Origin of the sequence: Caldicoprobacter algeriensis (genome assembly GCF_023838525.1) — a bacterium.
GTDB lineage: Bacteria > Bacillota > Clostridia > Caldicoprobacterales > Caldicoprobacteraceae > Caldicoprobacter > Caldicoprobacter algeriensis.
In genome coordinates this window covers 22,185-40,101 of record NZ_JAHUQD010000003.1, presented here as the reverse complement: position 1 = coordinate 40,101, position 17,917 = coordinate 22,185, and the positions used below count along the sequence as shown (strand labels likewise).

Genomic DNA, 17,917 nt, shown 5'->3' with positions numbered 1-17,917 from the left:
TTACCTCCTTGACACTATTTGTAATTCTTTGCAAATTTAAAACCCAAGTTCCGCATGTCAAAAAATAACATTTATTTTTTAGGATAAATCTCCGTACTGAAACCTGTCCACTCTAGCATCTTCAAGCTTTGAGATAAGTGTCATTAGGCAAATATAAATTACCATTGAAACTTATGACCAACACTGTTTCTAAAACTTCAAGTATCGTCTTTACCGATGGCCGTTGTGTCTTTTGTCCATTAGGTTGGATATAATATTTTTCTTTTCCCCTAAGCACCTTCTTAACCCTGTAATACACCTTCTACAGAAACAGAGGTAGTATCAAAATGTAAACTTTCTATTGGTATATCATGTGCCTTTAACATAGTGATGCATATGTTACTCACCATTTCCTTCAGGTTTACTGTTTGTAGTTTATCGAGAGCACGCTCAAATGCGTCATCATTTAATTGTTCTATCGTAAACCATTTTCTCAAGCATAAGGTCTAGTTTTTCTTTTCTTTTCTCCAGAACTCGTCTATCTTCCATAGAAGACGTTTCCCGCGGAGAATTGTTATAATTAAAATCTCTATCAAAAATCGTGATGAAATTTTGGAGTTGTTGGGTTTCCAATTTACCATGCCATTAATAGTTTCAGCGATTTTTCCAATTCTGTATAGCTCGAACAATACTGGTATGCTTTATGCGTTATATGCTATAATGTTTTTAACATCGTTTATGTTCATTTTTGATTCACTCCTGCACAATGCCTTTTGCAAGTGTATATTCGACATAAATCGAAAAACTCCTTTGGTGATAAATATAATTTGATTTACCTATTTTTCACATGCGAAGACTGGGTTATAAAATGAAATACTTTTTAGTAAAAACGTCCATTTTTCTATATAAATTTTACATTCCGCGACAATTCTATAACCATTTTTCCATCAATCGAATTACTAATTCTTTTGCCAAATGCACATAAATTATCAATTATTACATTTTCTACCATATGTTCGGCATCAAATCCTCTTATTATAGAAACCGGGAAACTACCATCAACAACATTAATATCTTTAAAATAAATATTTTTTATATGACCTCTTTCTTGATCTCTTGTATACTGTGCCACCAAAATCTTTAAATCAATTAATTTTTCTTGAGAATCTTCTACCCTTATGTCTTGATATAAAACATCATGAATAAATGCCCTATCTCCATTGTGTATTGAAAGTGTAGCTCCAGATTGATATCCTTCAAATTCGCAATGTATTATGTCACAATTTTTAAAGGTAATATTATAAATCTCTTCTGTTCTAGTTTCATATCCAATTTCAAGAGCATTCCCCCACTCAGCATTCCAAAATACACAGTCCTTTACACAAATATCTTTTACTATTTGAGTCCCATAATTACCATCATATTCCATAGCTTTTATTGCTATACAATCATCCTTAGATCTAATAAAACAATTTTCTATTAAAACATTCTTACATCCAACCAGGTCAATCCCATCCCCAGTACCAGTAAATGTAATAATATTAACATTCTTTATAACCACATCTTCACACCCAACAGGCACTATATGCCAAGAAGGCCCGTTTATAACAGTTATACCTTCCAGAAAAACATTTTTACAACCAATCAATTCCACCGTTCTTGGTCGCCTTTTATTATGAACAGTTTCATCAAAATTATGACAACCTATCGCATCAAGTATGCCCCTCCCCATAATTGCTATATTATTAGCTTCCTTTGCTTTTACTATTCCTTTAACAACAGCACCTTCTTCTATGTAAACCATTTGACCAGACTTTAATTCCAATAATCCTATTTCGTGTACCTTGCCACCTTCAAACCTTATTACCTCTTTATATATATCTACATCTTTTATATTTTCAACTGGATTCATTAAAATAAAAAGCGGATTAGGTAAATCATTATCAATTTCAAAACTTAATTTATGAGGCATATTGACTTTAAAACTCACCGTATTATTTTTCCTATATCCTTTAATACCCGCTGACAATGGCCTAATTTTAAAGTTATCAAATTTCTTTAAAACTTTAACCTCAATTTCTATCTCTCCATTTACTGACAGAAGTACAAAATGCGATACCGGTGTTCTATAAACATGCAATTCCTTCCCGTTTACAAATACCTCATAGAGTTCAGATTTTTCTACACAATTTTCTGTATTTGTAAATATAGCCATTCCCATTTCCATATCCTCCTCTCATTATCAATTCACAGATATCTTTATCTGCTTCCACAACTCTTAACATTATAGATTTAACTGTATATTTTCCTTTCATCTGTTTGTACAAAACTCAGATATTTAACTTTTTACTTTTTAATTGTAAATTTTCCACTTTCATACATTGTAATAAAAGGGTTATCTGTAACTCCTTTAAGTGGAAGCTCAATACGTTTATTAAGCCGTACTGATTCGTAAAATGCAAAAATGACCTCGCTTGTACGTAATGCTTTCTTATATGACAGTTCAGGTTCTTTGCCTGAAATCAAACAATCAAAAATGTCCTTAACCATTCTCACAGTCTGTACATCTGGTTTTTCATCACATTGTTCGGGTTTCCAGGAAGGGTCATCATAAACTACAGCCTGACCAAAATTTCCATCCCAGAATACCTCAATAAAACCTTTTTTGCCTATTACCCTTACACCACCCCACATATCCTGATCAGGCCCCCCTGCCTGTATATTAGCCCGTACTCCGTTTTCGAATACAAAAGTTCCTACAGCTGTAATTTCCGACCTCACATCAAACCAATTCAACGTATCGCTGGCATCCACCGCACCAAGAACCCATTTAACCGGTGTTTCGTTGTTAAAACTAAACGCTTGGTCAATTGTGTGTGTACCACAATCAAGTAAATTGGGCGGCGAATAAAGGTCCATTCTTAATAATTCACCAAACTGCCCTTTATTTATCATTTCTCTAACAAGCATATTACCTTTAGCAAAACGTCGCTGGTGAGAAAATGTTAACTGACAACCACTTTCTTCAGCAATACGCGCCATTTCCAAACAATCACCCCAAGTATGCGCCATAGGTTTTTCACAATGTACAGCCCTAACTCCTGAATTTACACAATCCTTAAATACAGGAAAGTGTAACCGAGTCCATAAACATACCACTACTACTTCAGGTTTTTCTTTCAAAAGCATTTCCTTATAATCTTCATAAATTGCTGCACCAAAGCCAAAATCAGAATTCAGGGCTTCTGCAGCATTTCTGTTTACATCTACAAGAGCTACAATCTCACATCGTTGTTCTTCCTTAAGTCCTACAGCATGTTTTCGCCCTCTGTGTCCGCAACCTATTAATGCTGTCCTAAAAGTTCTATTCATTTAAAAACCTCCTTTTAAATTACGTACGCTCTTGAAAAATCCGAGAGCTTTATTTCTGTATTTTTCAAAACTCAGCTTTTCAGCTTCACCTCTACTTTTTACACGATTTCTATATCCAAATTTCCAGTTACTATCCCAGCATTTTACTCATTTTCCCTCTTTTCCCTTGCATTTCAGTTTCACTTTTTAACCTCTTTCCCCCAAATTTTTGTTACCATTTACAGCTACTTTTCGAGAGTGTTCTATATAATACTTACTCCATATCAAAAATATTCTTTAAAATTACGTTCATGAAATACTACTCAATAAAAATTGCCTCACTTTTGTCAGGATGTGCTGCTTCTCCTTTAAAATTATCAAGACTTAAATTTTTAACATTGTGACTTTCTAATGCATATCGAAAATACTCAGGCCGTGTTTTACCCCACACAACTTCGCAGTTCCTCAATGTCACATTCTTTGCATTCTTTAAATAAAATCCTGCAGTAGGATAACTATATACCCCTTGTGCAAAACCATTCTTTTCTCCAGGAATAGGACGTATATCATGTCGCCCTCCAGGCTCATCACTCCATTTCTCTAAATAAATTTTTACATTTTCAAACATAATATCCTCAATAATACCCTGCTTCCATCCCATAACAAAGGCACCATTTTCACTACGACATATTATATTTGAAAAACGAATATTGCGTACATATCCTACATTATCTTCTTCAGTCCATGGAGCAGCAGATATATAAATAGGCTCAGCAGCACCCCACCAAGAAGGATTATAGTATCTCGTCTCAATAATTAAGTTATTAAATAAAATGTTTTCTACATTGCTTTCCTGGCTTAAGTGCACACCTACACCTCTATGGCTCGAACGTATTATGCAAGAATCTACCACTATATTACGTATGGGATTTTTTACTTCACAACCGGCATTTATGGCAAAGGAAGCCGATACCATAGTACATCCCGTTACAGTAATATTCTCACATGGACCAAACCGTTCATATCCTTTATATGTCTTAAAACATATACAATCATCTCCCGATTCAATATAACAATCACTGATTCGCACATTTTGACAATGATCCAGGTCAATACCATCATTATTGGGAAGTTTTAGATCGTTAAGAATACGAATACCATGAATAACAACATCTTGGCATCCTGTAAGCCTAATGGTCCACAAAGCACCATCTCGTATTGTTATATCTCGATAAGTAACATTCTTGCACCCTATTAAATAAAAAGTAAATGGTCGAGGGCTTTTCATTACATAGATAAATGGTGTCTCAGATTCTATAAAGAATCGACCTCCGCCATCAATGGTTCCACCACCTGTAAATGAAATATTCTCTACATTATCATCAGCTTTAAAAAGCGCAATATGGGAGCTTGTATGAACAGTGGAATAGTCTTGTACATTAGGACTGGCAACCAGAACAGCACCTCTTTCAATATAGAATTCTACATTTGATTTCATCACTAGGGTTCCGGATAAACAGGTCATCCCTGCAGGAATTATAACCCTTCCTCCTCCTGCTTTATTACAATAATCAATGGCTTTCTGTATGGCTACTGAATCATTCGTTTTTCCGTCACCAACAGCTCCAAAATTGCGAACATTATAATCACTCATTTTTTACTCCTCCTCTTTTATTCTCTTTTATAAAAAAATACAGTATACGGGGCTGCCCTATAAATTTATTATACTTATAACCAGCCTCCGTATATTATACATATTTGCTAATATAATCCCATTGCAACACTCACTTCTCTGTCTACAGTTACTTTTTGAGAGGTTTCATATCTATTTAATCTTTAAAAATAAGCAACTAATCGATAAAAAATTACAATTTTGTCAGCCAACTAAAATTATTTTTCAGAGTAAAATGCCTTTTCAAGATATTCTCTTATCCTTACTATATCCTCAAAAAGTTCTTCCTCCGTAAAATCTTTTTGAGGAAGATACTCAATAGAAATATACCCTTTATATTTTTTGTCTTTAAGCTTTTGAACTATCCAATCAAAATCAATGATTCCCTGTCCAAATAGATTCATTATACTGGTTTTTGAAGCATCTCGCAAATGAACATGCACCGTATTGTTAAGCATAAACTCAGTCTCATAAAGATTCTCTCCTTTTTGAATAAAATGAGAAGGATCATATGTAATAGGCACATCGGGAATCTCTCTCATCAAATTGTATACTTTCTCAATGGTATCAAACCCACTACCAATATGGGGTTCAATTGCAATTTTTACTCCTTCAGTATAAGCAATCTCTTTTTGTTCTTTCAAAGTCTCTACGGTATCTTTAAATTTTCCGGACAAAAACTCGTCATTAAACTTCAATGTAGGTTGTATAGAAGCTACCTCTATTCCATAATACTTCATAAAACGGATGAGACTGTACGTTTCTCGCTCCCGTTGCTTAATAGCTTCCGCACTCCTGTCATAGGTATCAACACTATATTTTGCATTAACAGCAACCGGCTTTAAATCATATTTTGTCAAAAGAGCTTCTATTCTCCTATTACAGCTGTCAAAATCATTTACCAAGTCTGGTATATCTATATGAGCCCATCCAGTAATCAAGAGCAAGTCTACCTCTTTAAATCCTAGGCGGCGAATAATAGACAATGCGTTTTCTAAACTCTGGTTATACCTAATAGAAGTAGAACATATTACACTCATCAAATCCACCTCTTATTATAAGCCATAAGATTTTCATTATAAATTAACAAATAGTGCTCTTACTATAGCATTTTGGTAAAGTTACGGAACTACAAAATTAATTTAAAAAACAAATTACACAAATTAACAGTAAACTATAAAGAATTTACAAACTCTATGGATTTCTCAAGACAATTAATCGGGTCATTGCTCCCATAGGGTACTATCATTTCAAATTGTATAACCAATTTGTCGAGCATAGGCCTATTTTGAAGCATAATTTTATAACATTCCCTTAGAGGCACATGTCCATACCCTAAAGGAGACCCATCAATTTCAAAATGGATAGGACGCGCATCATATACCGGACGTACCTTGTGATCCTTAAAATGGACACCAATTGTGTAAGGAGCAGCCTCAATAAAAGCCGGTAAAGGTTTTTCTCCTATAAAATATGTATTACCGGTATCCAGAAATAAGTAAAGATTCGGAGTGCTCTTTATGAGTTCAATATAATCACTAACATAGAAGTCAGCATGATTCTCAATACAAAGGTGAGCACCCATTTTGGCACACTCTACAGCGACGGGAGCAAGTCCTTTGCTGAGCCTCTGCATTTTCTCTTCTACCGGCATCTCATCATCAAATCTGTGCCCAGCATTCGCTCCTGTATGCGTTATTTCTGACCTTAGTAAAGGTGTAAGTCTGTAAAGCTCCTTTATTGCTTTATCATTATGAGCTTTTATTTCATCCTCAGTTGAGTGGACGTAATCAAAACTTACGTGAATATTCACACTTAAATCATTATCATGAATATACTGTGCTATTTTATCCAGTCTTTCCTGTGAAACCGAAACAATCTCACCAAACATAAAATTTGTCGTCTTAAAACCGTATTTTTTCAGAAATTTAAGCTTTGCTATCAATCTATCGTCTTTATCCAGACTCATAAATTGTTCATACCAAGGCATACCATACCCCCAAGTTATCCCTCTATCGTTCCTTAACAACTTTATCTCTTTCATATATTTCAACCTCCAATAACATATTTTTATGGATTCAAGTAAATTCTTTTACCATTCCCTTTTTAGAATCCTGTTTTCCTCAAGTATTATATCCATGGGATATTTATCTTGTTTGAGGGGCATATACAGTCTATCCCTTAACCTGGCAGATTCATATACAGCCATAACAATCTCAAAACCCCTCATTGCATTTTCAATACACATTGGATGGTATCGTCCTTCACGAACCGTAGCCGCAAATTCAGTGAATACCACCTCCCATACATCATATTCTTTATACTCTACAGCTCTCCAACCCCCTGCTTGTTCGTCCATAATTAAAAGATTAGGATTGTTCCTATCCCCTGGAATCCAAAGTCTGCCCTTGGTGCCTATCGCTTCTATATTCTGATATAACATACTAAAAGGTATGGACATATGTTCTGTTTTCAGACTAAGAGTTCCTGTAAAAATTTCAGCTCTGACACCATTTTTAAACTGAATCAAAGCCATTGCACCACTTTCCACATTCATACCATAACGCTCTCCAGTAAATTCTTTGCCTGGATAAAGCATCGTCCCCGGACGTTCATAAATAACGTGTCCCGAAACCCATTCAGCATCTACATCTCCATTCAAGTATAAAATGCTATCCACCGTATGTGTACCATCACTGACAAAATCCCCTGCACAACTACCCCTGAAAAGCTTTATCTCTCCTATGGCACCATTGTCAATTAGTTCTTTCATCTTACGATATTTGTCAGACATTCTCCTTTGGTGACCAATTATCAGTTTTACTTGGTTATCCCTACATACCCTTGCCATCTCTTTCGCTTCAGCCATATTCACAGCAATAGGCTTTTCACAGTATATCCCCTTTACCCCTGACAGAGCAGCTTGTATGGTATTCTGAGCATGAACACTATTGGGAGTCGCTATAACTACTACTTCAGGTTTTTCCTTTTTCAGTGCCTCATCATAGTCCGTATACACTTTTACACCTGTTTTTTCAGCAAACTCTTTAGCATTTTCCGGTATAACATCATAAACCGCTACTAAATTATAATTGGGATTTTCATATACCTTCTTACCAAGATGCCTACCCATGTTTCCGCATCCTACAAGAAGAGTTTTTAAAGGTTTAGTATCATTCATTGTTTTTCACTTCCTTTCTAAAATTAAATTGTAGCACCTAGACTTATGCAAACAAAATCTTAGTATTTCCCAAGAATCTATACCAGTATAACCCGCAGACCCCTTGCCAGTTGAGGAAGTTCATACATCCAGGTACTGTCATGAACTTGTGTGTAAGCACTAAAGGGTACAGCCTTTGCAATATTAGCAGCAATTTTAGGAGAATAACCTTTGATTATAAATTAAGTCCCTTAATGCTTTTAAGTTTCTCAATGTTATCAGCAAAATCATAACAACTATTATCCAGTCTAACTATCAGCTTGCCTGCTTTAAGATAGCCTATATATTTGGTGTTTATGAACGAAAAAGTTATCAAAACGGCACTGACAATGGGTATTGCGTGGATCAACAATATAAGTAAAGAATTTCCTAATGCTCATCTTACTTGGTCTACATATATATAATAATTTTCATAGTCTAAATTGCAATTTTAAATACAACACTTTTTGAGAAAAAAGTATGATATAGATATTCAGATTTTTACTTTTATAATTTGTATCAATGTTACATTGCCAAGGGAAGAGTGGAGATTTTCGAGCGTAAGCGAGAAAATACTACCCGACCTTGACAATAACCTATATGAATAATTATGGCCAGGCCTTTTGGCATACCTAGCCGAAAGGCCTTAACTATAAGAAATCATTATCTTTACTTTATTACTTTGATAACTCCAACTCAGTCTAATTAAACACATTCCTGCATCAAGCCGTAATCTACAATGAATTCTCTTACTACTTCGTCTCTCTATTCTCGCATATCCTTAATATTTTCTCATAAAAACATTCCTTTGAAGTTTTGTAACCCAACATCTTCCTCGGGTATTCATTCATCCACTTCTCTATGTCTTTAGCTTCTGACAACGGTATACCTCTTATTGCTCTACTTTTAGGTATAAAACGCCTTATAATACCATTTTGTCTTTCGTTGCTAGCTCTCTCCCATGACGAATAAGAATGAGCAAAATATGCTTCACTCTTATACTCCTCTAAAATATTTGACAATTTACTAAACTCTGAACCATTGTCAGCTATTATACTGCAAAATATCTTTGGAAATAAATCTCCATACCTGTTCTTAAGCTCTCTAAGTACATTATTCACCGATTAGTTGTCCTTTGAATTTAGCAGAAATATTAGCTCATACCTGGTTTTCTTTTCCGTTAATGTCAAAAGTACTGAACCATTAGAACGTTTACCTACTACTGCGTCTATCTCCTTGTAACCAAATTCTTCTCGAGTCTCTACCTCTTTTGGCCTTAAATCTATACTTTTACCCATAATCCGTTTATGCTTCCTGGGTTTTGCTTTATTCCTGGGCTTCAACCCTGACTTAAGCCATAAATCAATATTGCGTACTTTAAGAAAACCTCTATCTATGTAGTTGTATAGGGTTTTTGGAGCATAATCCAGTATAAGTACTCAATAATTCCTCCTTCCGCTTGATGGTGACATAAAACTATGCACACCCTTTATTATCATACTCCTTAATTGAGAAGGCTTTTTCCATCTCTGAAGTCCCAGCAGTAGGCCTTTGGTTCTTACCAGATATTATTCCACTGTTAACTATTATTTTGAGACCATTGAGATGATTAGCGCGCGATTTACCATACAGCCCCATATAATATTGGGCTTATCTCTTTATAACTCTGACCTAACCATCATTCATAAACCCTGTGTTCATTGAATATAACTAAACATTTGTCACAGGACGGGGTTGTATTTGTCCCCTCTCCACATAGGAAACGTGACATTCTACAAATCAGTAGAAATGTCCCGTTATCTTTAATTACTATTACTATGTGTTAAACGTTTTCTTTAAATCTTTTCCACAGAATTGCCATCAGAGCCACTTTCGTATCCAATCAAGAACCCGTTTATACAAGACCATTACAATTCTTTTCTTCAGCCAGATCTTCTCCAAGACCTCTCCTGGTTATTCACCAGGTTCTCCAGGCTCTCCAGGTTCACCATATCCATCATAGGTTATGCTGTCTATCCATATGGTACCACTCTGTGTACTCTGAGGGATTATCTCTACTACCACTGCTACAACCGGCAGTCCACCTTCATTAAACTCTACCTCATACTCTACCCATCTATTCCTCTCAATCCACTGTGAAGGTTTATAATTACCGTTGTAAGCCCAATTCGCTCCAAATACCGCAAACTGAAGATCTATATCCAGCGTAGCGGGAACGTATACCCTATACTTAACCTTGGCTCCAGGCGGTATATCCGTCCTGTCTCCTATTACCCCTACTGTCACAGGACCGTTGAATGTTACTTTAAGTGAACTCTCTCCTGCATACTTCCTCAGCGTATCAACCTCTACTATCGTTTCTCCATCTCCCCATGCCTTTCCAAATCCATGAGTGTTTCCATCCTCAAAGTTAAACAGCGCTGTGTCAGGTCCTTCTACCACCGGCGGCTCGGGCTCAGTAGGATCTCCACTAGGTGGCTCAACTATTCTTATTAAATCCAGCGCCTGCCCCTCAAATACCGCCGAGCCCTTAAATGAATACAGATCCTCAAACGATTCCTCCATGTGAAGCACTGGCTCGGTTTCTTCTACATATCCTTCCCTATAAATCAGAGAGAAGGCAGGGAACTGACCCAGTACTCCAGCAACCATCACCGGCCATTTTTCTGTGCTCTGCTCTAAATGTGGCGTACCCACAGAAAAGAAATGTATGGCATCCATGCCTTGTAAAGCCCCAAATATCGACCACATCGGCACCGATTCCCCGTGATACTTGTTGGGATTTGTCCATGCAGTCTCGGATATCATGTGCGGATAATCAACTATTTGTATCATCTGCGCTATATTAGCCCCCGGATTGGTAAGAACTGAAGTATCTATATAGCTATGTCCTTCTCTTACTGAATATTCTGCTCCATCTCCCCTGTGATTGCACTCAAAATACCCATGTCGATCTATTATATCCCCAGCTGTGTAAGTATATCTCTCCAAAGCCTGTAACGCTTGTGGATCAGCCGTTGTCCAGTTGCTACAGCTTATTAAGCTCAAAATACCTATCTCATTTCTGAAAAACTCTACCATATCCTCATAGAACTTCTTTTGGTGCTCTACCAGGAATCTAACCTGATCGCTCATCCTCTTCTTGAACGACCCAGTGCCACATCCATCCCTCGTCATAAACCATGCGTCCTTAAGCTCCATCCTTCCTTCTTCTATGTTATCCAGAGGTTGCTCGCTGCCTGGTCCCCATGCTTTAAGCGCTGCTTCTAGGGACCCATACTCCTCAATCAACCAATCTCCAAACATCTTCTCCAACTTATTCATATGCACTTCAGGTATGTTGCCTCTGCTAAAAGTCCAGAATAAATAGCTGTCCTCATTTTGGATCTCTATTATGGCTACTGCCGGCTCTTTTGCAAGCGGAACCCCTGTATAAGGATTTGTTGTAAGAAATATTTTCCTTACCCATTCTTTGTATATCTCCTGAAACTGCTCATCAAACTGCAACAGTGCAAAAGGCTTCTTGTTCTCTATTGTATCATATCCAGGTATGCCGTACTCCGGTTTTATATCTACCCACAGCGGAAAATAAAAGCTTATGTTCGTGTATATCCCTTGCTGCTTCATGGCATATACAAAGTAATGTAACCTGTCAAGCTTTACAGGATCAATATCAGACAAATCACTGCTGTCACTATCAAAGAAAGCAGTATGAACGCGCACCAGATTAACCCCAAACTTGGCCAGCCTACGAGCCATGTAATCTATAAGTTTCTTATTATCCATATCAATCGTCGCATTTACAGCCCAGAATCTAACAGGCGTACCATCCCCTAACACCAACCTATCTCCTTCTCTTCTTACATACCCAGACTGACCGGCCACCGCTTCATTAAACACTCTCAAATCTAGTAAAGCTTCATCATACGGATCTATTAAAGGCTCATATGCCCAATACCCTTCTTCAGCAAGATTTAACCTCTCTCCTGGCTTTAAATGCCCTCTGGGAACATAATTATCATCTCGCGTAAGCATAAAACAATCCATTCCAGATGTCTTTTCACCTTCAAGCAACCTAAACTCAAATATGTGCTCTCCAGCACTTAAATTAACTTTTCCTAAATATACCCAGTTTGCTTCTATGTATGTCCTAAAACTAACTTTATCCACAAGACCTATATTCCTACCACAAAGGCGCCAGTCATGTTCATCAAATCTCCATTCAAATGGTCCGTGATACCAGAATTTCCTTGCCCACAAATTGTACTGCCCGCTCTCGGATACTTCTATTCTATATTTAGCATACAACCTTTCATTTTGAGGCGCATTTTCATTATCACTGGTTAACCAATTACCACCAGATAAGTACTCCCACTTACCTTCTGTACTTATATCAAAATGAGATTTTGGCGGATAATTAGTTTCTATAGGGTCCTCCGCTTCCCACCATATATAGTCAATATCAGAGTATGGATTATTTATTACTACTTCTTTTTTAGTGATTACTGTATATAATGAATTAGGATCCAACGTTATACTGTACCCCTCTGGTCCAGATGTACCTTGTATCTCCTTCATCGCATATCCATTTTCATCAAGTACTATTACTTTCCTTGGTTTTTTCCATTTCTTGAATATCACTGTTGCATCAATATTTTTTACATTTATAGGAGGCCCTCCAAGATCAGTTATAACATTGTTCTCTGTCTTGGCACCATAAAACTTTTCCTCTGTCATAGCCTGAATGAGTATCTTGCCTGACGATGCTATATCCTTTCCATCAAGGGAAACAATAAGTATAGTAGCATACTCGTTATTCGAAGTTATAATAACGTCATCAAGTTCAATTCTTTCAACTTTATTAAGAAAACCCACAGCACCTTGCGCCTTAGTAGTATTTACTGTAATAATTCCTCTCTCATAATCCCAGTATACCTGCTCGTTGAAACTACGAATAGTCTTGTTCTCAAAATTAATGTACTGGCTAAAATCAGTCGATGTTATACTTCCCTGCTGGTCAGTATAGCTCCTTGTAACCTTTCCTACAAAAAAACTTAAAGAATTCAATAATTCTTCTTGTTCAGATTGTTGTGTTGAAGTATTAGCCGATACATTGTGCGACACAAACAGAGTGAAAACAAATACCGCCAAAGTTATCCAGCTGAAAAACTTCTTGTGATTTGAACTCAAAATAACCCCCTCCTTTGTATTATAATTTTTAGGCTTTTGTAAAACCCTAAAATCCTTTATTCCTTAGGGTTTTACTTTTATATCAAGCAGGAATTCCCTTCACTTTTGTCAAATCCCATGAAATACAAAGAAAAACATGGGAATCCTGCATGATAACTAAACAACTTAATATATCGTAATCCAAAAAACTATCTTGCTTGAACTTCTTGAATAGTACATCAACTATCGTTTCTACTTTACTCCTTCAAAAATTACCAACCCCTACTTTACTTATTATTCCTTTATCATCCTTTCCTAAAGAACTTCGCAACTTCTGTGGTCTTAAAACTGTCCCTAATGCCTCTTTCTATTCAAGGTTTAAACAGAATTACCACAATGATATCAAAAATTCTTTCCACAAATTAGTCTATATCACTAAACCTATTTGCCAGGAAATTGCTCAAACTCCCGAATAACACCTACCTGCCCCAAAGACCCATTTCTTCCTACAAAGTAGGATGGCTCTTGTAAAGGTAAGAACAGGGCTTTCAGAAATAAGTTCATTTTCCCTAAAACCACAAAGTTACCTGGTGGCAAATACATCTGCTTTTTCAAAGATAAACGTACATCTTCTTATTCTGGAGAAAGTTTTATATATATCCCATAATTACAGGACTAATACTCCCATCTCTAGAAATACAAAACTATGGAATAAGATAGGAGATTATTGCTCTATCATTGAGCAGGTTATCTCAAGGTTCAAATTTCCTCTACAGCTCGGTATATCAAGGCTAGAAACCACAAAACTATCAAGGCAGATTTCTTTATGACCGGTACTGCTCATCTTATTATTGTTTTGCTGGCACATCGTATGGGGTCTATAGATAAAATTCGCTCTAGAAATAAGAATCTTGTTGGATAGGCACTGCGACTTTTCTGTTTGTCTCTGCTTACTTGATTGACGTGTTGTTTAATTTCATTTTTGTTGCCTTTTATGTCTTTGAAGATGTTTATTCTTAAATAATAAAATTATAATTCGTTTTCGATGCTTTTCGTCTTTGTATAAAAATGCATATTTTAAGTAAATCTGCTTTATAAACGACACATTTTTAGGATATATCTATAAACTGTCCATTATAGTTTACATTCAGTATAATCCTCTCGCAGAATTCAATCCATAAACTTTTATAACTTAATTCTTTCACTTTTATGACATTCTTTCAATTTTATGACTATTTAATTAGCAAAACATTATTTTAAAATACCTACTTGTATTTTACAAGATTAACACGTAAGTCCCCCATCGAACTCCTATCAACTTGCACCCCTTAAATCTCATGCAAAGTTGTTTGTACACATTTTTTAAGCTAGTTCCCGCTCACTCTTTATCATCATTTCGATCTATCACATTATGCAGATCCTCTGATACCTGTTCAGTTAATTCTTCTCCATTATCCCCTACAACAATCTGAAATATTCTCTATATTTTTAAAAACGAAATGGTGTGTTCATTGAAGAAGTAACATTATAGTAAAAATAGCAGCTTCGGAAATCATTGAAGGATAGAGACCAATATCGTCCACAATCAAGTAAGCATCGAGTTTTAACATGCAAAATCGGGGTTTAAAAGTAAAGTAAAAAGAAAATGCTCTTTTGTGACAAACATGAAGATAAACTAAAATTACAAAAGAGCATTTTCTATATAATCAATATTGATTAACCAATTCTTGTGCTATATCAGTCCATTGCGTAAAACGTTCAGGATGGTTTTCACATGTATGTGTATCCTTCAATATGATCTCTATAATACAGTTTTTAGTTACCTCAAGAGTATGTTTTATGTAGTTTCTTATTAATTCAGGATCAAAATTCCCTACAAGATAGGAAGGATTAGGTTTCCACGAAAATATATATTTATTACCGAGTTTCTCTGCGCACTTTTCCACATCTGCCCAAGGCGAAATGGAAATACGCCTTATATTGGGTATAGTAAGTACATAGTCCAACTTATTTGTAAGATCCTCACAACAACCATAACCATTAAGACCAAAAGGCTCCAGAAGACGTTTTTCATATTGCATCACAAATTCATAATGTTGCTCCGGCGACACTTGGGCCATTTCCTGTGACTCGGCTGAGGCCCACATATCACAAGGACGGATTCTTTTGGGATTAAAATCAGGTTTGGGGAGTTCATCGGTATACCCCACGCCTCCGGAGGAATGATAAGTATCATCGTTGTTTAAACTTAATAAATTTAGCTCAACATATTGCTGTACCAGCCGACGGTGCCCTTCCTCTAAAACAGCCATGGCTTCATGTAGCATATTCGGATTATCATACATATCCCACATCACCTGCTCTAAACCTCGCAATTCGCAGTATATAGCCATTAGATGAAATGATATATGGCTTATACCTTTAAGTTCGACATCTAATATATCACCAAATAGTTCTTGAGCCTCCTCCAACCTACGCATACTTTCTCTTTCGTCATATTGCACTTCAGGAAATCTGAGCTTTTTAAGATCGCTATAATCATTGATAACTGGCTCAAACCCCCAGGAACCAGTTTCCTGACTACTTGGTCTACGCTTTGGCTGCAATCCCCAATCAGTAATTTTAATGGCCTTATGAACCACCCATTTTTTCTCTATAACACTGTCATCATGTATATGTTCGTAATGATATATACGCCGCCGCAATTCCCACTCCATCTGCCGAGCAGTTTCATCTTCACATTGAAGAACAGATTGCGGCAGTAGCTCGCGCCATGAACCTTCAGGGAACACCAATATCATTGGACGCACACGTTTTAACTGGTTATGCTGTTTCCACATATACCGGCGTTGCTCCATAATTGGAAGCTTAGCTATATCTGCCACCCGTTTAGCAAGGTCTCGTAATATCTTTTTATCTTTCTGAGTAATCATACTATTCCTCTCCTTTTTTCTTAACATTAATAGTCTTTCATTTCTTACTTATGATCGTTTGCCCTTTGTGCTAGTCAGAGCTGTTCTCAACCGGATTATAACCCGTTAACTTCTGTATTTATTTCGCATGCTCATATATTTTTACATCCCCCTCAGAGCTGTCCCCTACTTCCCCTACTAAACGATTAAATTCATCTATGTTATTCTTGAAAGAGAACCCTTTGGTTAACTCCAAACCCCTGTAGTCAAATATACGTGCCCAGTGTTTCTTCTTGACTGCATGAATACCTACACTATCATTACCTCAGGGGTTATGGACTCTATCTTTTGTACCTGCGATTTTAACATCGTCTATCAACATCCTGCTCGTAAATACTGAGTAAACCTAAATGTTGTTGCTTATGTATGAAACCGACTTTATACTTGTATTTATGCTCTTTTTAAAGCAAAATTCCAATATACTTTAAATGAAAAAGCTATATTCTTATAATCTTGTCTTCCATATTTTTGCTTTTGCGAAAATCCGGCATTTCTATGGCTTTACCCCGATTCATAATAGACAGTTCAGAAAGCAATCCTACCGCCGTCCACTCACAGGCATCATATACATCTATAGGAGGTTTAGTGCCATTTAATATCGAATCTACAAAATCTTGAACAATAAAGTAGTCCCCTCCCCAGTGTCCTGCACTCTTTTGGGCTTCGGTCACATTTTTATAACGTTCTGGCAAATAATCATAAAACTCCTTCATCAAAGGCCTCCACTTTGCCTTATCGGTACTCTCATCCATTCCTTTAAGCCATATTTTAGGCTGATCTCCTAATCCTCGTGCAGCTTCGTAGCACCCCTTTGTTCCCTGAAGCGAATAATAAGCCATATTATGAGGTCTTTCAGACAAACAATCTATTCTAATCTTAATAAGCTTACCGCTCTCTAGCTGACAAAGAGTAATAGAGGTATCCTCCTGCCTAAACTCCGGAGCTGTATGCCAACCACAACCCACACTTATGACCCACTTTATTCTATCCCCCTGAAACCACTGCATAACTGGTCCAATACTATGGGTAGGGTAAAAAGCCCCCCGCTTACCAAGCTGCCAAAATCTTCTCCACGATGTTTTACCATTGGGATATACCGCCAGGCTTTTTATATCATGCAAATACTCTCCTTCACCAAAATATACCTCCCCAAAAAGACCCTGTTTTACCATATTTAAAATCAACTGATTTTCCGGTATGTAACAATAATTTTCAGCCATCATATATACTTTTTTATATTTTTCTACACATTCTATAAGCCACCACAATTCGTCCATAGTAACTCCAGCTGGTACTTCACTTAATACATGTTTTCCTGCTTCTAAAGCCTGTATAGCCTGAAGAACATGGCATTGCATCGGTGTTGCAATCACCACAGCATCAATATCCGCCTCCAGCATATCCTCAAATACCCTGTAAGTCTTGGGTATATTATATTTCTTAGCCTGCTCCCTAAGTAAGTCCTCATTCAAATCACAAAGAGCCTCCACTTTTACTTCAGGTATATCCTGAAAAGCCAATATGGTGCTTAGCCCTCTGCTGGCTCCCACAATTCCTATTTTTATGCACATCACA

The 17,917-nt window shown here is 36.6% G+C and carries 9 protein-coding genes and 1 pseudogene; all 10 read right to left on the bottom strand.

Translation table 11 applies throughout. The features are described from left to right. Positions 1-880: 880 nt before the first annotated feature. The 10 genes and pseudogenes from KVG29_RS02505 to KVG29_RS02455 all read right to left on the bottom strand — a co-directional run bounded on the left by KVG29_RS02505 (position 881) and on the right by KVG29_RS02455 (position 17,913). Positions 881-2,200 (bottom strand): glycoside hydrolase family 28 protein, encoded by a 1,320-nt coding sequence (locus KVG29_RS02505; protein ID WP_252226250.1) that lies wholly within the window; start codon positions 2,198-2,200, stop codon positions 881-883. Positions 2,201-2,325: 125 nt separating this feature from the next. Continuing rightward, positions 2,326-3,351 (bottom strand): Gfo/Idh/MocA family protein, encoded by a 1,026-nt coding sequence (locus KVG29_RS02500; protein WP_252226248.1) that lies wholly within the window; start codon positions 3,349-3,351, stop codon positions 2,326-2,328. 298 nt (positions 3,352-3,649) lie between these two features. After that, positions 3,650-4,984, bottom strand: coding sequence for a glycoside hydrolase family 28 protein (locus KVG29_RS02495; protein ID WP_252226247.1), 1,335 nt, complete (start codon positions 4,982-4,984; stop codon positions 3,650-3,652). A gap of 236 nt (positions 4,985-5,220) precedes the next feature. After that, positions 5,221-6,042: a sugar phosphate isomerase/epimerase family protein gene (locus KVG29_RS02490; RefSeq protein WP_252226246.1), complete on the bottom strand. Its 822-nt coding sequence runs from the start codon at positions 6,040-6,042 to the stop codon at positions 5,221-5,223. 134 nt (positions 6,043-6,176) lie between these two features. Then, positions 6,177-7,046, bottom strand: a complete 870-nt coding sequence (locus KVG29_RS02485; RefSeq protein WP_252226244.1) for a sugar phosphate isomerase/epimerase family protein — start codon at positions 7,044-7,046, stop codon at positions 6,177-6,179. A 48-nt stretch (positions 7,047-7,094) separates the two neighbouring features. Further along, positions 7,095-8,183: a Gfo/Idh/MocA family protein gene (locus KVG29_RS02480; protein ID WP_252226242.1), complete on the bottom strand. Its 1,089-nt coding sequence runs from the start codon at positions 8,181-8,183 to the stop codon at positions 7,095-7,097. A 770-nt stretch (positions 8,184-8,953) separates the two neighbouring features. Beyond that, a pseudogene (locus tag KVG29_RS12575) lies at positions 8,954-9,616 on the bottom strand (IS30 family transposase); the annotation flags it as partial. Positions 9,617-10,154: 538 nt separating this feature from the next. Continuing rightward, complete coding sequence (locus KVG29_RS02465; RefSeq protein WP_252226239.1) at positions 10,155-13,391, bottom strand: hypothetical protein; 3,237 nt, start codon at positions 13,389-13,391, stop codon at positions 10,155-10,157. Positions 13,392-15,076: 1,685 nt separating this feature from the next. Then, the gene (locus KVG29_RS02460) at positions 15,077-16,303 is read right to left on the bottom strand and encodes a uroporphyrinogen decarboxylase/cobalamine-independent methonine synthase family protein (protein WP_252226238.1); all 1,227 of its coding nucleotides are present in this window, start codon (positions 16,301-16,303) and stop codon (positions 15,077-15,079) included. Positions 16,304-16,779: 476 nt separating this feature from the next. After that, the gene (locus KVG29_RS02455; protein WP_252226469.1) at positions 16,780-17,913 is read right to left on the bottom strand and encodes a Gfo/Idh/MocA family protein; all 1,134 of its coding nucleotides are present in this window, start codon (positions 17,911-17,913) and stop codon (positions 16,780-16,782) included. Between the last annotated feature and the right edge of the window lie 4 nt (positions 17,914-17,917).